Origin of the sequence: Citrobacter amalonaticus (assembly GCF_001559075.2) — a bacterium.
GTDB classification, from domain to species: Bacteria; Pseudomonadota; Gammaproteobacteria; order Enterobacterales; family Enterobacteriaceae; genus Citrobacter_A; species Citrobacter_A amalonaticus_F.
Genome location: NZ_CP014015.2, coordinates 2,068,482 through 2,089,620, shown reverse-complemented (window position 1 = coordinate 2,089,620; position 21,139 = coordinate 2,068,482). Strand labels below are relative to the sequence as shown.

Below are 21,139 nucleotides of genomic sequence, written 5' to 3'. Positions count from 1 at the left end.
TTACTTCTTATGACGGATACGCGGGTTCACCACGCCGTACAGCAGGTCGACCAGCAGGTTGACGAGAATAATCATCGTCGCCACCAGTAACACCCCACCCTGCACAACCGGATAATCGCGACGTTGCAGCGCATCAATCAGCCAGCGCCCAAGGCCAGGCCACGAGAAAATGGTTTCGGTCAGAATGGCGCCCGCCAGCAGCGTTCCCACCTGCAGACCAATCACGGTCACCACCGGCAGCATAGCGTTACGCAACGCGTGAATGATGATGACGCGCATACGCGTCAACCCTTTGGCTCGCGCGGTACGGATGTAATCTTCGCCCAGCACTTCCAGCATCGACGAACGGGTCATACGCACAATCACCGCCAGAGGGATAGTGCCAAGCACCATCGCGGGCAGGATCATATGCGCCACAGCATCAATGAAGTTGCCCTCTTCACCCCAGATTGCGGTGTCGATCAGCATAAAACCGGTCAGCGGGTTCGAGTCATCAAGGAACACCATGTCGCTCACGCGCCCGGAGACGGGGGTCAGATTGAGCTGTACGGAGACCAGCATGATCAGCATCATGCCCCACCAAAAGATAGGCATGGAATAACCGGTCAGCGCCAGGCCAACGGCAGTATGATCGAAAATGGAACCGCGCTTAACGGCGGCCAGCACGCCCACGGGAATACCCACGGCGGTAGCGAAAATCATGGCGCAGACACCCAGTTCCAGCGTCGCTTTAAAGCGAGGCACGAACTCGTCCCACACCGGTAAACGGCTTTTCAGCGAGATACCTAAATCACCATGCATAACCCCCCAAATGTAATGGAGGTACTGCTGCCACATCGGTTTATCGAGACCGAGTTCAGCCAACAGTTGAGCATGACGCTCAGGGGAGATACCACGTTCACCTGCCATGATCATTACCGGATCGCCGGGGATCATATGGACAAAAGCAAAGGTGAGAAGAGTGATACCGATAAACGTGGGGATGACGAGTCCCAAACGTCGGAGAATGAACTGCAACATAACCCGGATTCTCTCTAATGACGCACGGCCTGGAACCGTGAGTCTGTATTGCTCACAAATCTTATCCCCTCCTCAATGAGAAGGGGATAAAGCATTACTGCCGGGTGGCGCTACACGTACCGACTTAACGGTGTGTAGCGCTTACCTGGCGTTGCTTTTATTATTCGATAGAGACGTTTTCGAAGTGGTGTTTACCTAATGGATCAACCACATAGCCTTTGACTTCTTTACGCACTGGCTCATACACGGTGGAGTGAGCCACGATCAGCGCCGGAGCCTGGTCATGCATCACGACCTGAGCCTGTTTGTAGAGTTCAATACGCTTGTTGTGGTCGTCGGTCGCACGCGCCGGTTGAATCAGATCTTCAAACGGCTTGTAGCACCAGCGAGAATAGTTGGAACCGTCTTTCGCCGCTGCGCAGCTGAACAGGGTCGCGAAGAAGTTATCCGGATCCCCGTTGTCGCCGGTCCAGCCCATCATCACTGCCTGATGCTCACCCGCTTTGGCGCGTTTCAGATACTCGCCCCACTCGTAGGTCACGATCTTGGCCTGAACGCCAATCTTCGCCCAGTCGGCCTGAACCATCTCGGCCATACGGCGAGCGTTCGGGTTGTACGGACGCTGTACTGGCATTGCCCACAGCTCAACGGTAAAGCCTTTATCCTGACCGGCTTCTTTCAGCAGGGCTTTCGCTTTCTCAGGATCGTAGGTGTAGTCTTTAACGTCGTCGTTATAGCCCCACATGGTTGGCGGGATCAGGTTCTTCGCAGCAACGCCTGCACCCTGATAAACGGCTTTGATGATCGCGTCTTTGTTCACCGCGTAGGTCAGCGCCTGACGAACTTTTACGTCATCAAACGGTTTCTTCTCGGTATTGAAAGAGAGATAGCCGACGTTCAGACCCGCCTGCTCCATCAGATTGATGTTTTTGTCCTGCTTCATGCGCGCGATGTCAGCCGGGTTCGGGTACGGCATCACCTGACATTCGTTCTTCTGCAGTTTGGCATAACGCACGGAAGCGTCAGGCGTAATGGAGAAGACCAGACGGTCGATCTGCGGCTTAGTGCCCCAGTAACCTTCAAACGCTTTGTAGAGAATACGGGAGTCTTTCTGGTACTGCTGCAGCTGGAACGGACCGGTACCGATTGGGTTCAGGTCTACTTTTTCCGGCGAGCCAGCTTTCATCATGTTGTCGGCATATTCTTTAGAAAGAATAGAGGCAAAATCCATCGCCAGGTCAGCGAGGAACGGCGCTTCAGGACGTGTCAGCACGAACTGAACGGTTTTATCGTCCACTTTCTTCACTTCGCTGATCAGGTCTTGCAGGCCCATGCCTTCAAAGTATTCATAGCTGCCGCCAGAGACTTTGTGGTACGGGTTTTGTGCGTTTTTCTGACGATCGAAAGAGAACACCACGTCATCGGCGTTGAAATCTCGCGTCGGTTTGAACTCTTTATTGTCCTGCCACTTCACGCCCTGACGCAGGTGGAAGGTGTAGGTTTTACCGTCTTCACTGATTTCCCACTTCTCAGCGAGGCCCGGAATGACTTCCGTTGTCCCGGTTTTAAATTCCACCAGACGGTTGTAGATAGGTACTGAGCTGGCGTCATAGGTTGTGCCAGAAGTAAACAGCTGCGGGTTGAACCCTTCAGGAGAACCTTCTGAACAATAAACCAGAGTTTTAGCCTGTACACTTGCTGCGACAGTCATAGCCACAAGGCTCAGACCAAGCTTCAGCATCCCTGACTTCTTCAAGGAAATACTCATTCTTCTGCTCCAAATGTGATGTTGTTGTTTTACCCTTTGCAGTGGGTTTGCACCGCCTGGCCTTTTTTGTTTTTTAACCGGCTGGGTCGGCGTTAAGAGGTGGGGATTCCGTTCACATAGACGACTGAGTAGCAGCGCGGATTCTCCATGAAATGCCCCTCATGCCCTACAATCTGTCAACAGAATGTGAAAACGTCAATACAGGTAACCATGATTTACAACAACGGTGAGAATTAGCAAACAAAGATTAAAAAAACTTCAGGCGGGTATTTTCAGCAGAGAAATTTATGCTACGCCCATAACACCAGAATAAATACCTTAATATTTCGCAACATTTGGTGATTAACAATCGTGCAGAATATGAAAAATTTCTGACGAAATGCTGCATATCTGAGCGATAAATCCCACGAACGTTAAAACGCACAGCGGAAAATGCTAGCGCCAGCCATAAGTAACGCAAAAAAAGATTCATGCATAGATAAAAAAAGACAATGGAATATGTCACAAAACCGTTAACAAATAGTGAGAAGTGATGCGCATTTTTTGTAGTGGAAATGAAGGTCGCTCGCAGGTCGGATCTGGTGTTCACGCCACCATCCGGCAATACCAGAGATGATGCAACTAATTGCCTGATGGCGCTGCGCTTATCAGGCCTACAAATGCAAAAAACCCTGCTCGTTGAGCAGGGTTTCGAATTTGGTCGGTGATCGAGGATAATTCGCCACGTCGTGGCTCGCCCTGCGGGCCGTTGCTGACGCAACGTTCTCTCGCTCCGCTCGAGTCGAACCTCTTCCCCCGGAGGTTCTCATCCTCTCAGGCTCTGAATGCAAAAAACCCTGCTCGTTGAGCAGGGTTTTGAATTTGGTCGGTGATAGAGGATTCGAACCTCCGACCCCTTCGTCCCGAACGAAGTGCGCTACCAGGCTGCGCCAATCACCGAATGCGGGGCGCATCTTACTGCGCAGGTGCGCCCCCGTCAATCCCTTAGTATCAAAATGCCATTTGATCGGCGAGAAAGTCGTCAGCCCGCTTACTGCGCGACGCTTTTCTGTCCATCAGGGATATGACACCAGTTGTTGTTCTCATTAATTCCGCCATTCGGCGAGGTATAACCAAGACAACCCATGATGGTGTCGTACAGCTCCACATGACGGCGCGGCACCTTCATTTCCGCTTCCTTCTTCAGGTGCGCGAACGCCTGGGCGTTGGTCGGGTTCTCCAGGTATTTATCTGACATCCAGACCATCATCGGCACGCGGAACTGCTCCGGCGGCGCCATCTTACGCGGCGTACCGTGCAGGTGCTCGCGCTCGTTGATTGACTCACCGTGGTCGGCAGCGTAGAACACAATCGCTTTCTTATCACGTACCTGATCAATCACCGTGTCGATAAAATGATCGACGTAGGTAATCGAGTTATCGTATGAATTAATCATCAGGTCTTTCGGGCACTTACGATCGATTGCGTAGCATTCCGGCTTCCACTGAGCGAACTCACGCGGATAACGCTGGGTATAGTTGTAGTGAGACCCCTTGGTGTGCAGCACAATCAGATGTTTACCCTGCGGGTTTTCCTGCAGCGAACGATCAATCTCATTCACCAGCAGCATGTCATCCACGGCTTTACCCCGGTTACGCGGCTCAGCGGCAATCTGTTCGCGATAGGCAATGTTGTCGGCCATCGTGTTGCTGTAAAACCACATCTCACTCTGCATCGCGTAGAGATCGGAACTAAAGCCTAATTGCTTGAGCACCGCAAAGACGTTTTGCTCTTTCAGCGTACGCTGCGGGTTGTCTTCGGCCCCGCCCTGACGAACGAACATACAACGCAGCGACAGTTTCGTCGCGGTATCGCAGGAATAACCGCGATACATCACCAGGTTCTTCTCTTTGGCAAGCTTCGGCGTGGTGTCGCGTTCATAGCCCAACATCCCCATATGATCCCAGCGCGTGGTTTCACCAATAATGAAAATCACGTAGGTGTCATCCAGGTTCTGTGTCGGGGTATAGGTAAATTTCTTCGCCGGGTTGATGAGCGATTTGTTATCTGATGATTCATCCACCTGCGCCCAGGCATACAGGCCCAGTGCAGACAGCCAGTTTGACGGCAGATAGGAGTTCGCCAGTACGCCGCCGTAACTCGGCATATCGACACCGGCAATACGATCGGCACGCTTCTGATGCATCTCCAGAAGACGAATTGGCACCCAGACCAGCAGCCCCGCCATCAGCACAATCAGCGCGCTGCGCCAGCGCACTTTTGGCGTGCAGAGCTGACGCCAGAAGGTATCCGTCGAGCGGTTAAACCAGATAAAGATCAGCGGGAGAAGACTCACCGCCACCAGCCAGAGGACAAACGTCCAGCCGACCACCTCTTTGGAGAGATCGATATCCGTGGTCATGACCGAGGCGACGATACCGTAACCGATCATCACGTTCATAAAGGTCATGTAATAACTTGCGCCCGCTGAAATCAGCACCAACAACGAAGCCAGAACACGCCATACCGTCCTGCCCATCAGTGACAGGAGTCGTAAAAAGAAGAACGTTGCCAGCACAGTGCCAGCCAGTTCAACCACCGCGGAGATTCCATTCCAGAGGGTAAAGTCTTGCGCGTAACCGTCAAACCGACGGAGGTAAACCGCGCCATTCATAAACAGACCGATATAGATCGCGAGCAAAAAACTCAGTTTTTGCTGCGACATCGACGTAATGTATCTCATGCAAGCAAGCCCTGGAAATCGAGGGGTTAACACCGCCTGCGCAACGGCGACATCCGCCGGGCAGGTGAAATTGCGAAGGTAGTCAAATAGTAAAATCGACACGCGCGGCTAAGTAGACCACAAGCAGCAAAGAAAGTGGCAACAGAGAATGTGATCGAAAGAGATATTTACAAAAAATCAAGTTTGAAAGCGGACCATTCACAGCAGATATAACAAAAAAGGCCAACTCATCGGCTGGCCTGTAAAAAATCTTACCGGATATCAGGCGTGGGCCATTTCCAGCACTTCGCGTTTTGGCTGACGAATGGTGGTGGAGAGCGCCAGTGAGAGAATCAACAGCGCGAAGATGACACAGAAGGTCACGTAGAACCCACCGAACAGCGACGCGATAATCGAACCGCAGATGCTGCCAATCCCAAAGCCGAGATAAATCACGCCGTAATTTTTCGCCAGATTGTTCAGACCGAAGAACTCGCTGACCAGTGACGGGAAGACGGTGATAGTCCCGCCAAAGTTAAAAGCGATGCAGGCAATGGCAGCAAAGAAAGTCAGCGCATTCAGCGGCGCAAACAGCAGAGCGGCCATCCCCACCAGCGACACCACCTGACCAATGGTGATCACCCGGATACGGGCAATTTTATCGGACAGGATACCCAGTATCAGACGGCCGGACAGGTTAGCAATAGAAATCACCGTCACCGCATTGGCCGCCGACGCCACGTCCATATGCGCCAGCCCCTGAGCGATATCTTTCGCCACACCAATCACATACAGTCCGCTCATGCACGCCGTCAGGAACATCACCGCCAGCATCCAGTACTGCGGTTTACGCATGGACTGCGCCAGGGTGTAGTCGTTTTCCACGACGCCATTTTGGGTTTTAACCTCATGATTCGGCACATCTTTCATCAGCGTAGAGCCGAAGACGATCATCACCAGCACAATCGCACCCCAAATCACAAAGGTGTTTTCCAGACCGACGGTTGCCAGAAGTTGGCTGTCGATGAATTTGAAACCCAGGCTTCCCAGGCCATAAGAGCCAATAGCGAAGGCGGAGATCAGCCCTTTACGCTCCGGGAACCACTTCACGCAGTTGGACAGCGTTAACAGATAGCCCGCGCCATCGGCCAGCCCCACCAGCACGCCTGCGCTCAGCCACAGCATCATCAGGTTGCTGGAGTGCGCGGTCAGGAAGAAACCCAGCCCGAGCAGAATACCGGACGCCATGGTGACGCGCTTCACGCCAAAACGTTCCTGCAACTTCCCGGCGACAGAAGAAGAGATCGCCAGACCTAAGCTCAACAGGCCGAAGGAAAAAGCCACCTGGCTGACGGGTTCACCCAGTTTTTCTGAAAGCACGCCATTAAACAGGCTCCAGGTATACACAGAACCTAAGGCGAATTGCGTAATGATGGTACCGATAAGGGTCAACCAACGGGTGCGCTGATATGATGCGGTTTTCATGGCAGTCTTCCTGCATAAGCAAAAGGGAAAATTCTCTGCCGACAACCATATCGAAATGCATTTTATGCAGGGAGAAAACGGCATGAAGTGCCATCAGAACGGAATGAAATGCCTGGAATGCGGAATGAATGACGAGACAAATATTCATTGAATGAATTTTTGCCCCGTCAGTTAGTGCGTACTATCGCCACAGATACTGTTATTACTGCGTTTAAATTGTAAATAGCAGGTTAAAACCTGGCACTTACCCCCATCGTGTAGAGGTAGTCGGTACTGTTGGTGGTGTTTTCCGCCTGCGAGAGCGCAGCATAGGCCGCCATGTGCTGATTGAGCAGCATATCTGCGCCTACCGTCACGTCCAGCCAGTTACTGTCCTGAGTGGTCGCCGTCATTCGACTCAGTCCCGACTGCGCCTTCCAGATATTTTCGCCAAACTGCTGGTTATAGCTGATTTGCGCCCACGGTCGCAGATCGCCAAATTGCGAATTCACCCGCCAACCCAGTGTGCTGACGCTGGCATGCCATAACGGGTCGGGCGACTGGCTGACCACGCTATCGCCAAATTCGTTATAAATGGCGGGCGTGGTGCCATCGTAATGTAATGCCGCCACCGGTCCGGTCGTGACGTCGCCAGAGACGGGAAAATTCCAGCCCATACTCATGCCGCTGGTGGCCTCCGTCGGCGAAGCTTGCTCAAGATTCACCGCCAGACCCGGCACACTTTGCGTCGTGCGGATACGTTCAGCCAGAATGTCGTCATAGCGCGGTTGGTGATCGCTGTCCCATGTATAGCGTTCAGTCGTATATCCAGGCGTGTTATCAACGATATATTCTTGCTGCCAGGCACGGGCTGTGTTGATGTAAAGCGAGCAAACCACGACGCTCGCCAGGAGAATAATTTCCCGGCGACCACTGCATTTTTTTATCATCATCAATGCGACTCCAGAAGAGAGCCGAAATCGGCGATATTATTGTCATTGTAATTAAGGATGACAGGCGAAAGCCCTGTATTAAATATTGTCTTTTTCGCGGGAGCGTCAAGGCACCCGGAACGATATTTTTATGGCAAGTCAAAGAGCGAGGGAAAGTATGGAACGTTGCGGTTGGGTCAGTCAGGACCCGCTTTATATTGCCTATCATGATAACGAATGGGGCGTACCCGAGCACGACGGTAAAAAACTGTTCGAAATGATCTGTCTGGAAGGCCAACAGGCCGGTCTTTCGTGGATCACCGTCCTCAAGAAACGCGAGAATTATCGCACTAACTTCCACCAGTTCGATCCCATCCGCGTGGCAGCCATGCAGGAAGACGATGTGGAAAGATTGCTGCTTGATGCCGGGATCATCCGCCATCGGGGGAAAATTCAGGCCATCATCGGTAATGCCCGGGCATATCTGGCGATGGAGCAAAACGGCGAACCGTTTGCCGATTTCGTCTGGTCATTCGTAGATAACCAGCCGCAAATTACCCGCGCCGCCGCGTTGGGCGAAATCCCGACCTCCACCCCCGCCTCAGACGCCCTGTCAAAAGCGTTAAAAAAACGGGGATTCAAATTCGTCGGCACCACCATTTGCTACTCCTTCATGCAGGCCTGCGGACTGGTCAACGACCACATCACCGGCTGTTTCTGTCATCCAGGAGATAAACATGATTCGCGAGTTTCATAGTGCTGACATGACGCCACTGCTGGTGCTATGGATGGAAAGCACCATCTATGCGCACCCTTTTATCGCAGAACGCTACTGGCATGAGAGCGAGGCGGTTGTGCGCGATGTTTACCTGCCCGCCGCAAGAACCTGGGTCTGGGAGGAAGAAGAGGCGCTAAAAGGGTTTGTCAGCGTCATGGAAGGGCGTTTTTTAGGGGCGCTGTTTGTCGCCCCGGATGCGTTACGTAGCGGGATAGGGAAAGCGCTGGTACAGCATGTTCAGCAGCGTTTTGACGTGCTGAGCCTCGAGGTATATCAAAAAAACCAGAACGCGGTGAATTTCTACCACGCGCTGGGCTTTCGTATCGAAGACAGCGCATGGCAGGAAGATACCCAGCATCCCACCTGGATTATGGGCTGGCGGGCGGATTAAACGCCGTCAGCGTGAGTGCTGGCCCGCTGTATTTCTCCAGCCACGCCAGCGCGGTATTGCCCGCGCAGCCGTTTCCCAGACGCGAACTGGGTAGGTCTTTGGTCAGCACATTCACCGCGCCGTTTTTACAGATGCCTCCCGCGGCAGGGTCGAGGTCCGGCCATGCCCCTTCATGAATGCAGATCACGCCGGGTTTGATACCGTCGGTGACCACGGCGCCTGCAAGGATCTGACCACGGTGATTCCAGATGCGTACCACATCGCCCTCGCGGATGCCACGCGCCTGCGCATCCTGCGGATGAATCGTCACCGGCTCACGATCCGCCACCGCATACCGTTCACGCAGATGACTGTAGTTAAGCTGGCTGTGCAGACGATGTGCCGGGTGCGCCGACACGATCTGTAACTGCTCAGGTTCGGCGTTGCCGTGCCACTCATCCGGCTCCAGCCACATCGGGTGTCCTGGGCAATCCGCATAGCCGTATCCGGCAATCCGCTGCGAATAAATCTCGATCTTACCGCTGTCAGTTTTCAGCGGATACGCGTCCGGGTCACGACGAAAATCCGCAAAGCGGATGAACTGCGCGTTCGCCGGACTTTCTGGCATTTCAATCAGTTGGTTAGCATCCCAGAATTCGGCAAACGGCGGCAGCGTCACCTGCTGGCTGGCCCCGCGCTGCCCGGCAATGGTGTAGAACGTTTCCAGCCATTCCAGTTCGCTCTTCCCTTCGGTAAAGCGTTGATAACCACCCGCTTCCCAGCGCTCGCTCAGTTCAGCAAAGACATCGAAATCATTACGTGCTTCTCCCTGCGGCGGCACAACCTGCTTCATCGGCACCAGATGCTGATTACTGTAGTCCCCGGTCATGGTGAGATCGTGACGCTCAAAGGAGGTGGTCGCTGGCAGCACAATATCAGCGTGCTTCGCGGCAGCGGTCCAGAAACATTCCGAGATGACCACCAGCTCCGGTTTTTGCCAGGCGCGAATCAGTCGGTTCGTGTCCTGATGATGGGTAAAATTCGCCCCGCCCGCCCACCAGATGAAGCGGATATCCGGGAAGTGGCGGTTCATCCCGTTGTGCTGATACGGCGCGCCGGGGTTTTCCAGCGCTTCTACAATGCGCGCCACCGGGATTTTCTCCACCGCGTCGGTACCGCCCTCCAGACTGCCCTGCATTGACGCCAGCACCGCAGAACGGCGGGTCGGATTCCCCCCGTTGGCAAAGTGATAGGAGAGACCAAAACCGCCGCCGGGCGTGCCAGGCTGCCCCAGCATCGCGGCCAGGGTGACAATCATCCAGTGCTTTTGTTCGCCAAACTGCTGGCGCTGCATGCCCCAGCCAGCCATCAACATCGTGGTATTTTTATGGAATAATTCCGCCAGTTCACGGATTTTTGCCGCCGGAACACCGCAAATATCAGCCGCCCATTCAGCCGTTTTCCCGATACCGTCGCTCACGCCCAGCAGGTAGTCTGAGAAGATCGCATAGCCCGTGGTGCAGCGGGCAAGAAACGCCTCGTCATGCCAGCCATTTTCCACCAGCGTATGCGCAATACCGAGCATCAACGCCACGTCGGTACCCATATGCGGCGCAATCCATTCCATTTTGTCGCCGAAGAAATCAACGGTTTCCGATCGCATGGGATCGATACAGATCAGCCTTTTTCCGCTTTCGCGCAGCGCGTCAAAGTAAGGGATCCCCTGTTCATCCGACGCGTTCCAGGCGATTTTCAATGTATTCAGCGGGTTGGCACTCCACAGCACCACCACATCGCTGTGTTCCAGAATCACCGGCCAGCTGGTCTGCTGCTGGTAAACCTCACTGCCGCCCACCACGTACGGCATGATGGCCTGCGCCGCACCGGTAGAATAGTCCCCCAGATGCCCGGTATATCCTCCCGCCAGCGCCATGTAGCGTTGCAATAACGTCGCCGACTTGTGCAGGACACCGTTGGAACGCCAGCCGTAAGAGCCAGCAAAAATAGAAGAGGGCCCCCACGTGTCGCGGATCCGCTTGTGCTGCGCATGAATTAGCTCCAGCGCATCGTCCCAGCTCACGCGCACAAACTCATCCTGTCCGCGCACGCCCTGTGGTTGCGCAGGCGAAGCGAGAAATCCTTTACGCACCATCGGATAACGCACCCGGGTTTTACTGTGCACCTGATCGCGAACCGCGCTTTGCAGTGAATTGGGATGCGACGTGGGCAGCGCGCCCCGGGAAGAGAGCACCTTTTCTCCGTCCGTTTCGACAAGAATGGGCCCCCAATGGGCGGCGGTTAACACCGATTTGTGCGTCGTCAAGTCAGGCGCTCCTGCAGATGAGATGATGTATTACGGCGTTCAATGTTACTTACAAATTTCAGAGAGATCCCTGGAATTTTCTTCATCTTCACACGTCATAATCAACCGCCACGGTCGCTGTGGCAAAAAATAAGAATGTCATTAAGGAATTAAGATGAAGAAACGTGTTTTAGTCATTGCCGCTATCGTGAGCGGCGCCCTGGCGGTTTCTGGCTGCACAACGAACCCTTACACCGGCGAGCGCGAAGCGGGTAAATCCGGTATTGGCGCGGGCATTGGATCGCTGGTTGGCGCGGGCATCGGCGCCCTCTCCTCGTCGAAGAAGGATCGCGGCAAAGGCGCACTGATCGGTGCCGCGGCAGGGGCAGCGCTCGGCGGCGGCGTCGGTTATTACATGGACGTGCAGGAAGCTAAACTGCGCGACAAAATGCAGGGAACCGGCGTAAGCGTGACGCGAAGTGGCGATAACATCATTCTGAACATGCCGAATAACGTCACCTTCGACAGCAGCAGCGCGACCCTGAAACCGGCAGGCGCCAACACGCTGACCGGCGTGGCGATGGTACTGAAGGAATACGAAAAAACCGCCGTCAATGTGATCGGGTATACCGACAGCACTGGCGGTCAGGATCTGAACATGCGCCTGTCACAGCAGCGTGCGGACAGCGTAGCCAGCGCGCTGATCACCCAGGGCGTTGCCGCTAACCGCATCCGTACCCGCGGTATGGGTCCGGCAAATCCGATCGCCAGCAACAGCACGGCGGAAGGGAAAGCCCAGAACCGTCGTGTCGAAATTACGTTAAGTCCGATTCAATAACGGTTGTGCCGGGTGGCGGCATTACCACCCGGCCGACAAAACCACGCGCCAGACCCGGTAAGCGTAGCGTCATCAGGCATTTTCGCGCTAAGGTATGCTCACTAAAAGCAAGGAAATCAGCGATGAGCAAATCAACACGCCCCACCATCAGCGATGTCGCGAAAGCGGCAAAAACCGGTAAAACCAGCATTTCACGTTATCTCAACGGCGAAAAACACCTGCTTTCCGATGCCCTGCTGGCGCGTATTGAAAAAGCCATTGCCGATCTCGATTATCGCCCCAGCCTGATGGCTCGTGGCCTGAAACGAGGTCGCACCCGCCTGATTGGTCTGATTATTGCCGATATCACCAACCCCTATTCAGTCCACGTCTTAAGCGGTATCGAGGCCGCCTGTCGCGAGAAAGGCTTTACGCCGCTGGTCTGTAACACCAATAACGAGGTGAACCAGGAATTACACTATCTCGATCTGCTGCGCAGTTATCAGGTGGAAGGCATTGTGGTCAACGCCGTGGGGATGCGTGAAGAGGGGCTGAATCGGCTGCAACAGTCCGCGTTGCCGATGGTACTGATCGATCGCAAAATCCCTGACTTCGCCTGCGACGTCGTCGGACTGGACAACACCCAGGCAGCCACCACCGCCACCGAACACCTGATTGAACAAGGCTTTGAGGCACTGCTGTTTCTCAGTGAACCGCTGGGGATGGTCAATACCCGCCGTGAACGACTGAGCGCCTTTCGGGCAACGCTGGCACGCTATCCGGGCGTTGTCGCCGAAAACGCCGAAGTTCCGCTTTCCGAGAATACGCAACTCGATAACACCTTACGCCAGTTCCACCAGCAGCATCGCGGGATGCGCAAGGCGGTGATCTCCGCTAACGGTGCGCTCACCCTTCAGGTCGCCCGCTCGCTGAAGCGCATTGGCCTCAACTGGGGCAGCGATATTGGTCTGTTGGGGTTCGATGAGCTGGAATGGGCCGAACTGGCCGGCGTCGGGATTACGACCATGAAGCAACCCACGTGGCAGATTGGTTATGCCGCTGTCGAACAGGTGGTACGCCGGATTGAAGGCGGTAGCGACGCGATTCATGAACAGGTTTTCTCCGGCGAACTGATTGTTCGCGGCTCCACCGCCCGTTAATTTTCCTTCGTGATGGTGATCATAATTTCGACACATCATGCTTTTCTTTGGAACCGGTTCCATCTAGCGTAATCACAATAGCGTGAGTTCTGGAGTTCCTATGCAAAGAAAAATGATGGTGGTCACCGCCGCCTATGGTCACGACACCGTTCGCGCCGCCGGCGGACAAACCGCGATGTTGCCAATCATTGCCGGTGCAGGTGCCGACGGCGTCGAGATTCGTCGCGAACTGTTTACTGACGCTGAGCTCAGCGCCCTGACCACACTGGCTTCAGCCATCGAATGCTTCGATCTGCTGGCCTGCTATTCCGCGCCACAACCGCTGTTCATGGACGATGGCCGCCTCAATCCACAACTGCCGTCACTGCTTCAGGAAGCGCAAACGCTGCGCGCGCTGTGGCTGAAGGTTTCGCTGGGCCATTTTGTCCACGCAGAACAGTTTGACACCCTGCGCGACTGGCTGGAAAGCAGCGGTATGGCGCTGGTAGTAGAGAACGACCAGACCGCCTGTGGACGCCTGGTCCCCATGCAACGTTTTAACGTCGCCAGTCAGCAACACGCGCTGCCCGTGCAACTGACGTTTGATATGGGCAACTGGCTGTGGGTAGGCGATTCGCCGGAAGAGGCCGCTCGTCAACTGGCGGGGTCCGTCGGTTATGTTCACGTTAAAGCCGCCACAGCGCACCACGACAGCTATCGCGCCATTCCCCCGGACCAGGCAGAGCCCCGCTGGCTCGAACTGCTCAACCTGTTGCCCACCGACGTTCCACGCGGCATTGAATTCCCGCTGGAAGGGGCCGATCTGACTGCGGTTACCCGCCACTACGTCGATTTGTTACGTAAGGAGTAAGGCATGAAGCATTCACTGGATGTCATCACGATCGGCGAAGCGATGGCGATGTTTGTGGCGACACAGACCGGCGATCTGGCCGAGGTCGAGCAGTTTATCAAGCGTGTTGCCGGCGCCGAACTGAACGTCGCCACCGGCCTGGCGCGACTGGGTCTGAAGGTCGGCTGGGTGAGCCGCGTAGGTCACGACAGTTTTGGTCGCTTTGTTCTCAACTCACTGAAAAAAGAGGGTATTGATGCACAGGGAGTTACCCTGGATGAGCGCTATGCAACCGGCTTTCAGCTGAAATCTAAAGTTGAAAATGGAACCGATCCCATTGTGGAGTATTTCCGTAAAGGGTCCGCCGCCAGCCATCTGTCCGTTGCGGACTACCACGAAGCGTACTTCTCCAGTGCCCGCCATCTGCATCTGAGCGGCGTCGCCGCAGCGCTTTCTGCCAGCTCCTATGAACTGCTGGCACACACGGCGCGCACCATGAAAGCCCAGGGCAAGACGCTCTCATTTGACCCCAACCTGCGTCCGGTGCTGTGGAAAAGTGAAGCCGAGATGGTTGAGAAACTGAATCGTCTCGCGTTCCAGGCCGACTGGGTATTACCGGGCCTGAAAGAAGGGATGATTTTAACCGGACAACAGACGCCGGAAGGGATTGCGGATTTCTATCTCCGTCACGGCGTGAAAGCCGTGGTGCTGAAAACGGGCGCAGACGGTGCCTGGTATAAAACCGCCGACGGCGAGAAAGGCAGCGTTGCCCCGGTCAAAGTGGACAACGTGGTCGATACGGTCGGTGCCGGCGATGGCTTTGCGGTCGGCGTCATCAGCGCCCTGCTGGAAGGTCGTACGTTGCAGCAGGCCGTCACACGCGGCAACAAAATTGGCGCACTGGCCATTCAGGTGCAGGGCGACAGCGAAGGCTTACCCACACGTGAAACGTTAGGCGAATAACCTTACGTAATGATAACAGCCCCCTGTACCCTACAGACAGCGGCGGCAGAAACCACAGAGGTTGATTATGGCAAACTCAACAAATGCAGCAAAACGCTGGTTGTACATCATGCCTATCGTGTTTATCACGTATAGCCTGGCGTATCTCGACCGTGCAAACTTCAGCTTCGCGTCCGCCGCGGGCATTAACGAAGACCTCGGCATCACCAAAGGGGTCTCGTCCCTGCTCGGCGCCCTGTTCTTCCTCGGCTATTTCTTCTTTCAGATCCCCGGCGCGGTGTATGCCGAACGCCGGAGCGTGCGCAAACTGATCTTTGTCTGCCTGATTTTATGGGGCGGTTGCGCGTCGCTGACCGGGATGGTCAGCAATATCCCGGCACTGGCCGCTATTCGCTTTATTCTCGGGGTAGTGGAAGCCGCCGTTATGCCAGCGATGCTGATTTACATCAGTAACTGGTTTACGAAGTCGGAGCGTTCGCGAGCGAACACCTTCCTGATCCTTGGTAACCCGGTGACGGTCCTGTGGATGTCAGTGGTGTCCGGTTACCTGATCCAGGCGCTCGGCTGGCGTGAGATGTTCATCATCGAAGGGGTTCCCGCCATTCTGTGGGCCTTCTGCTGGTGGGTGCTGGTGAAAGACAAACCGGCGCAGGTCGGTTGGCTGACCGAGTCAGAAAAAACGGCGCTGCAAACGCAACTCGAACAAGAGCAGCAGGGGATTAAGGCAGTACGCAACTACGGCGAAGCGTTCCGCTCCCGTAATGTGATCCTGTTATGCATGCAATATTTCACCTGGAGCATTGGCGTCTACGGCTTCGTGCTGTGGCTGCCATCAATCATCCGCGAAGGCGGCGCAAATCTGGGAATGGTCGAAGTGGGCTGGCTCTCTTCTGTACCGTATCTGGCAGCCACCGTGGCAATGATTATCGCCTCCTGGGCCTCGGATAAACTACAGAACCGTAAGCTGTTCGTCTGGCCTCTGCTGCTGATTGCCGCGTGCGCTTTTATCGGTTCCTGGGCCGTCGGCGCGAATAACTTCTGGGCCTCTTATACCCTGCTGGTGATTGCCGGTGCGGCGATGTACGCTCCGTATGGCCCTTTTTTCGCCATCATTCCGGAGATGTTGCCGCGCAACGTTGCCGGTGGCGCAATGGCGCTGATCAACAGTATGGGCGCGCTGGGCTCGTTCCTCGGCTCGTGGTTTGTCGGTTACCTCAACGGCGCCACCGGCAGCCCGTCCGCCTCATACATTTTTATGGGGGTGGCGCTTTTCGCCTCAGTATGGCTAACTCTAATTGTTAAGCCTGCTAATAATCAGCGCGTCCCGGTTGGCGCACGCCACGCGTAAACTTTAACTCACGGAGAGTCGTATGAAGCCGTCCATTATTCTCTACAAAGCGTTACCTGACGATTTACTGCATCGCCTGGAAGAACATTTCACCGTCACTCAGGTGCCGAACCTGAGCCCGCAGACGGTTGAACAACACGCGCAAGCCTTTGCCAGTGCTGAAGGTCTGCTGGGCTCCAGCCAAACCGTCGATACCGCGCTGCTGGAGAAAATGCCGACGCTCCGCGCAACCTCAACGATCTCCGTGGGATATGACAATTTCGATGTGGATGCGCTGAACGCCCGCAAGGTACTGCTGATGCATACGCCCACCGTGCTGACAGAGACCGTTGCCGATACGATCATGGCGCTGGTGCTGTCGACCGCTCGCCGCGTCGTGGAAGTGGCCGAGCGCGTGAAGGTCGGCGAATGGACCTCCAGCATTGGTCCTGACTGGTTTGGTATCGATGTACACCACAAAACGCTGGGGATTGTCGGTATGGGACGCATTGGTCTTGCGCTGGCGCAGCGCGCCCACTTCGGCTTCAACATGCCGATTCTCTACAACGCCCGCCGCCACCATCAGGAAGCGGAAGAGCGCTTCAACGCCCGCTACTGCGATCTCGATACGCTGCTGCAGGAATCAGACTTTGTCTGCCTGATCCTGCCGCTGACCGACGAGACGCATCATCTGTTTGGCGCAGAGCAGTTCGCTAAAATGAAGTCCTCTGCCATCTTCATTAACGCCGGACGCGGTCCGGTGGTCGATGAAAACGCGCTGATTGCCGCGCTGCAACAGGGCGAGATCCACGCTGCCGGTCTGGATGTGTTTGAGCAAGAGCCGCTGCCGGTTGATTCACCGTTGTTGTCGCTGAGTAACGTTGTGGCGGTACCGCACATTGGTTCAGCCACCCACGAGACGCGCTATAACATGGCGGCCTGCGCGGTAGATAATCTGATTGATGCGCTGCAAGGAAAGGTCGAGAAGAACTGCGTGAACCCGCAGGTTGCGGGGTAACAAAAACAGCCGGGAGGCGCTATCGCCTGCCCGGCAGCTTCATCACTGAATGGCGTTAACCGCCGCAGTCCAGGCCTGATTAAATGCCTGATGCTGCGAGGCCAGCGGCCCAATCAATGTGTTGTACTGACTTGCCTGTTGCGAAGTCGGGAACTGAATACCATTCGCCACAAAGCTCACCTGCGTATCCTGCTGCGCGACAAAATCACCCACCTGGACCAGTTGCTGAGTGAAGATCTGCGCGGCCGGGATCAGCGGCTGCAGCGCGTCTGCTGGCGTCGTCACCACTTTCTTATACACCTGGTCAAACACCGGCTTCAGGTCATCGGCTTGTTTCAGCGCGCCATGCGCCGCATCTGCCTGTAGTTTCGCATTTTGCAGCTGCTGGCCCAGTACGCCAAGAGAACCGTTCAGGTCACGCAGCGGCCCACGTTGCGTCACATAATCCTGTGGCACACGGATGGCATTAACGCTATCAACGACCGGACGCAGCGCGGAATCCATCGCCTGGTTCACCTGCTGTGAGTAGCCATACAGAATCGCGTAATCAGAAACAAACGGACCGAACTGTTTTTTCTGATCGGCGGTCAGGGTGGGTAGACGTTCGCCGCTACGCATCACCGTATTCTGTAGAAAATCGACAAACGCTTTACGCTGATCGCCTTCTTTATCAAAACACCCACTCAGGCTAACTACCATTAACAACGCCGCAAGAGGCGCAAACCAGCGAGAGCAGGACTTACCTGTCGCCATTTTAATACTCCTTTCACCCAAAAATGCGCACTGCGCAATACGCGTGCCTTACGGCTTACAAGGATAGTCCAGGTCAGGCTCGCAGGATACCCCTTCCGCGTAATCTTGTAGCGGAAATTCGCATGGCGAAATGGCGATGACTGAATTGTTATTTTATTGTTAATTGCATCACATTTACCACCTCTGTCATAGGGGCATTACCAGGAAGTAGTTCTATGATTTTAATAGAGTTTCATCGTGTATGCGATCAGTGAAGCGGCAATTCGTACGATTATCGCACGTTAACCTCGGCGGGGTGATTGCCGAACACGGGCTTCAATGTTTTGATTAATTGAACGATTAACGAATAAACGTTCGATAATCGCACAATTAATCCTAACGCTTGCGGTGGAGAAAATAAAAACACCCTCTGTCCCCCGCGTTGCTTTCGCAGGAATGACCGCATGACAAACAAAACGACTGATATTCAAGCGTTTATTAACGAGCATCCCTTTTCAAAATACCAGTGGATGATTCTCGTACTGTGCTTTGTGACCGTCGCGATGGACGGATTCGATACCGCGATTATCGGCTTCATCGCCTCCGATCTCGTTCAGGAGTGGGGCGTTGAAAAATCTGCGCTCGGCCCGGTCATGAGCGCCGCACTGGTGGGACTTGCCGTCGGAGCGCTCACCGCAGGTCCAATGGCTGACCGCATCGGTCGCAAAAAAGTCCTGATCATGTCGATTCTGGTGTTTGGCGGCTTCAGCTTGCTCACCGCTTTTGCCAGCACGCTGAATCAACTGACGGCACTGCGCTTTTTAACTGGCCTGGGTCTGGGGGCGGCAATGCCCAATGCCGCGACCCTGATGAGTGAATACGCGCCAGAACGCCGTCGCGCGCTGCTGGTGAATCTGATGTTCGTCGGATTCCCGATTGGCTCGTCGATGGGCGGGTTTGTCTCCGCCTGGCTGATCCCGCATTACGGCTGGCAAAGCGTACTGATCCTCGGCGGCGTGATGCCGCTGGCGCTGGCAGTGGTGTTGATCGTTTTACTGCCGGAATCTGCCCGTTATCTGGTGGTTAAGAACAAATCACAGCAGCAAATTGGCACCATTCTGCGCCGTATCGCCCCGCTACCGGAAGCGACGCACTTTGTCCTGCGTGAAACCGGCCAGATTAAAGAGAAATCGGCGCTGGGCGTTATCTTCTCGCCGCGTTACGCACTGGGCACGGTGATGTTGTGCCTGACCTACTTTATGGGGCTGCTGATCTTCTATCTGCTGACCAGTTGGCTGCCGCTGCTGATCCGTGAAACAGGGGCCACGCTGAGTCAGGCGTCCATCATTACCGCCCTGTTCCCGTTGGGCGGCGGAATTGGCGTCCTGGTGCTGGGCGCGCTAATGGACAAATTCAACCCGAACAAAGTGGTGGCGGTCGGCTGGTTGCTGACCGGGGTGTTCGTCTGCCTGGTCGGGTTCTCCACCAGTAGCCTTGTGCTCATGGGGGTGATGGTCTTTATCGCCGGGACTATCATGAACGGCGCGCAATCGTCCATGCCCGCGCTGGCAGCAGGTTTTTACCCCACGCAGGGCCGCGCGACCGGTGTGGCATGGATGTTAGGTCTGGGCCGTTTCGGCGGCATCCTCGGCGCGTTTAGCGGCGCCTTCCTGATGCAGGCGCAACTCGCGTTCGAAACCATCTTTACGTTCCTGGCGATTCCAGCGCTGGTGTCTGCTTTTGCCTTGATGGTGAAATACTGGGCAGGTAAACGCCAGCTCTCTGACGCATCAGCACCGACAGAATCACCGACTCACGCCACGCAAAAAGCCTGATTTCCCCTCCTGGCAGGTAATGGCCTGCCAGGAAATAGTCATATTTTCGTAATCTTTACAATTCTCATTACGACGCGGGATATAGTGTCCGTTATCAGATCGTTAGCAAGCTACAAATCCGCCGTCTCCTCGTCGCTGAAACGAGTCTTGTCCTCCTCATAAACTGTGACGCCCACCGCGCTTTCTCATTTACGACTATTCTTAACTGGCTTCGATGAAATTCACGATCCCGCAGTGTGATTTAAAGGAGTTCTCAATGGAATCTAAAGATCCAATGTTTGAGCTGCTGAGCAGTCTGGAACAAATTGTTTTTAAAGAAGAATCATCAAAAATCGCCCTGACACATAAGCCAAGCCCCTTTAGCGAATTTGAACAATTACGACGGGGGAGCGGCCTGGAAACAGATGATTTCGCCAGAGCGTTAGGCGTAACGGTTGCACTGGTACAGGAGTGGGAATCAAAACGCGTTAAACCGTCCAGTACCGAATTGAAGCTGATGCGCCTGATACAGGCTAACCCGGCATTGAGTAAGCAGTTGATGGAGTAATCGACAATCGTTGATGAACGGTCCTGATACAGGGCCGTTTTCTGACCACTTAACCCACAGGAAGAAAAATAACAGTTGCATCACCTGGCGTTACATGAGTTAATGCGCTCCACGGTTTGACGTACAGACCATTAAAGCAGTTTAGTAAGGCAGTCCCCTTCAAGAGTTATCGTTGATACCCCTCGTAGTGCGCATTTCCTTAACGCTTAAAAAATCTGTAGAGCACGCCATATCGCCGAAAGGCACACTTATTTTTTAAAAGGTAATACACTATGTCCGGTAAAATGACTGGTATCGTAAAATGGTTCAACGCTGACAAAGGCTTCGGCTTCATCACTCCTGACGATGGCTCTAAAGACGTGTTCGTACACTTCTCTGCTATCCAGAACGATGGCTACAAATCCCTGGACGAAGGTCAGAAAGTTTCCTTCACCATCGAAAGCGGCGCTAAAGGCCCGGCAGCTGGCAACGTAACCAACCTGTAAGCTTAAATAAGCTCAGAATTCAAGATCCCTGCCAGACGGCGGGGATTTTTTTATCGCTTTCCCGCCTTTCGCTATCCCTGTTCCCCTTCTT

General features: G+C 54.6%; 18 protein-coding genes, 1 tRNA gene and 1 other RNA gene. 11 read left to right on the top strand and 9 right to left on the bottom strand.

Features of this window, described 5'->3' with window-relative positions; all coding sequences use genetic code 11:
• The 7 genes from dppB to AL479_RS10000 all read right to left on the bottom strand — a co-directional run bounded on the left by dppB (position 1) and on the right by AL479_RS10000 (position 7,906).
• Positions 1-1,020 carry a dipeptide ABC transporter permease DppB gene (gene dppB / locus AL479_RS10035; protein ID WP_042323173.1) on the bottom strand — a complete coding sequence of 340 codons (1,020 nt, stop codon included), beginning with the start codon at positions 1,018-1,020 and terminating at the stop codon, positions 1-3.
• A gap of 160 nt (positions 1,021-1,180) precedes the next feature.
• Positions 1,181-2,788, bottom strand: a complete 1,608-nt coding sequence (gene dppA, locus AL479_RS10025) for a dipeptide ABC transporter periplasmic-binding protein DppA (protein WP_061075973.1) — start codon at positions 2,786-2,788, stop codon at positions 1,181-1,183.
• Positions 2,789-3,485: 697 nt separating this feature from the next.
• A non-coding RNA gene (locus AL479_RS10020) (RtT sRNA) lies at positions 3,486-3,617 on the bottom strand.
• Positions 3,618-3,650: 33 nt separating this feature from the next.
• Positions 3,651-3,727 (bottom strand) — tRNA-Pro (locus AL479_RS10015).
• A 91-nt stretch (positions 3,728-3,818) separates the two neighbouring features.
• The gene (eptB, locus tag AL479_RS10010) at positions 3,819-5,510 is read right to left on the bottom strand and encodes a kdo(2)-lipid A phosphoethanolamine 7''-transferase (RefSeq protein WP_061075972.1); all 1,692 of its coding nucleotides are present in this window, start codon (positions 5,508-5,510) and stop codon (positions 3,819-3,821) included.
• Between the two features lie 261 nt (positions 5,511-5,771).
• Positions 5,772-6,974, bottom strand: a complete 1,203-nt coding sequence (locus AL479_RS10005; RefSeq protein WP_105291742.1) for an MFS transporter — start codon at positions 6,972-6,974, stop codon at positions 5,772-5,774.
• A 230-nt stretch (positions 6,975-7,204) separates the two neighbouring features.
• Positions 7,205-7,906: an autotransporter outer membrane beta-barrel domain-containing protein gene (locus AL479_RS10000; protein WP_061075971.1), complete on the bottom strand. Its 702-nt coding sequence runs from the start codon at positions 7,904-7,906 to the stop codon at positions 7,205-7,207.
• Positions 7,907-8,063: 157 nt separating this feature from the next.
• Here AL479_RS10000 and tag point away from each other — a divergent pair, with 157 nt between their 5' ends.
• Positions 8,064-8,642, top strand: coding sequence for a DNA-3-methyladenine glycosylase I (gene tag / locus AL479_RS09995; protein WP_042998561.1), 579 nt, complete (start codon positions 8,064-8,066; stop codon positions 8,640-8,642).
• Positions 8,623-9,054 (top strand): N-acetyltransferase, encoded by a 432-nt coding sequence (locus tag AL479_RS09990; protein WP_061075970.1) that lies wholly within the window; start codon positions 8,623-8,625, stop codon positions 9,052-9,054. The genes tag and AL479_RS09990 overlap by 20 nt, the downstream gene beginning before the upstream one ends.
• Here the strand turns inward: AL479_RS09990 and AL479_RS09985 are convergent.
• Complete coding sequence (locus AL479_RS09985) at positions 9,032-11,356, bottom strand: molybdopterin guanine dinucleotide-containing S/N-oxide reductase (RefSeq protein WP_061075969.1); 2,325 nt, start codon at positions 11,354-11,356, stop codon at positions 9,032-9,034. The two genes, AL479_RS09990 and AL479_RS09985, sit on opposite strands and share 23 nt — an antisense overlap.
• A gap of 154 nt (positions 11,357-11,510) precedes the next feature.
• On the opposite strand from AL479_RS09985, the gene AL479_RS09980 reads away from it, so the two are divergent.
• The 6 genes from AL479_RS09980 (at position 11,511) to ghrB (ending at position 17,449) form a co-directional block, all read left to right on the top strand.
• Complete coding sequence (locus tag AL479_RS09980; protein WP_061075968.1) at positions 11,511-12,173, top strand: OmpA family lipoprotein; 663 nt, start codon at positions 11,511-11,513, stop codon at positions 12,171-12,173.
• A 122-nt stretch (positions 12,174-12,295) separates the two neighbouring features.
• The gene (locus tag AL479_RS09975) at positions 12,296-13,312 is read left to right on the top strand and encodes a LacI family DNA-binding transcriptional regulator (RefSeq protein ID WP_061075967.1); all 1,017 of its coding nucleotides are present in this window, start codon (positions 12,296-12,298) and stop codon (positions 13,310-13,312) included.
• A 100-nt stretch (positions 13,313-13,412) separates the two neighbouring features.
• Positions 13,413-14,162, top strand: coding sequence for a sugar phosphate isomerase/epimerase family protein (locus AL479_RS09970; protein WP_061075966.1), 750 nt, complete (start codon positions 13,413-13,415; stop codon positions 14,160-14,162).
• 3 nt (positions 14,163-14,165) lie between these two features.
• A complete protein-coding gene (locus AL479_RS09965; protein ID WP_061075965.1) occupies positions 14,166-15,104 on the top strand; it encodes a sugar kinase in 939 nt (312 codons plus the stop codon).
• 67 nt (positions 15,105-15,171) lie between these two features.
• A complete protein-coding gene (locus AL479_RS09960; protein ID WP_061075964.1) occupies positions 15,172-16,452 on the top strand; it encodes an MFS transporter in 1,281 nt (426 codons plus the stop codon).
• Between the two features lie 22 nt (positions 16,453-16,474).
• Positions 16,475-17,449, top strand: coding sequence for a glyoxylate/hydroxypyruvate reductase GhrB (gene ghrB, locus AL479_RS09955; protein WP_061075963.1), 975 nt, complete (start codon positions 16,475-16,477; stop codon positions 17,447-17,449).
• A gap of 42 nt (positions 17,450-17,491) precedes the next feature.
• On the opposite strand, the gene AL479_RS09950 is transcribed toward ghrB, so the two are convergent.
• The gene (locus AL479_RS09950) at positions 17,492-18,202 is read right to left on the bottom strand and encodes a DUF3053 domain-containing protein (RefSeq protein WP_061075962.1); all 711 of its coding nucleotides are present in this window, start codon (positions 18,200-18,202) and stop codon (positions 17,492-17,494) included.
• A 443-nt stretch (positions 18,203-18,645) separates the two neighbouring features.
• On the opposite strand from AL479_RS09950, the gene AL479_RS09945 reads away from it, so the two are divergent.
• The 3 genes from AL479_RS09945 to cspE all read left to right on the top strand — a co-directional run bounded on the left by AL479_RS09945 (position 18,646) and on the right by cspE (position 21,048).
• Complete coding sequence (locus tag AL479_RS09945; protein WP_061075961.1) at positions 18,646-20,016, top strand: MFS transporter; 1,371 nt, start codon at positions 18,646-18,648, stop codon at positions 20,014-20,016.
• Between the two features lie 256 nt (positions 20,017-20,272).
• On the top strand, positions 20,273-20,563 hold the full coding sequence (locus tag AL479_RS09940; RefSeq protein WP_061075960.1) for an HTH-type transcriptional regulator: 291 nt from the start codon (positions 20,273-20,275) through the stop codon (positions 20,561-20,563).
• Positions 20,564-20,835: 272 nt separating this feature from the next.
• Positions 20,836-21,048, top strand: a complete 213-nt coding sequence (gene cspE, locus AL479_RS09935; protein WP_061075959.1) for an RNA chaperone/antiterminator CspA — start codon at positions 20,836-20,838, stop codon at positions 21,046-21,048.
• Positions 21,049-21,139: the final 91 nt, after the last annotated feature.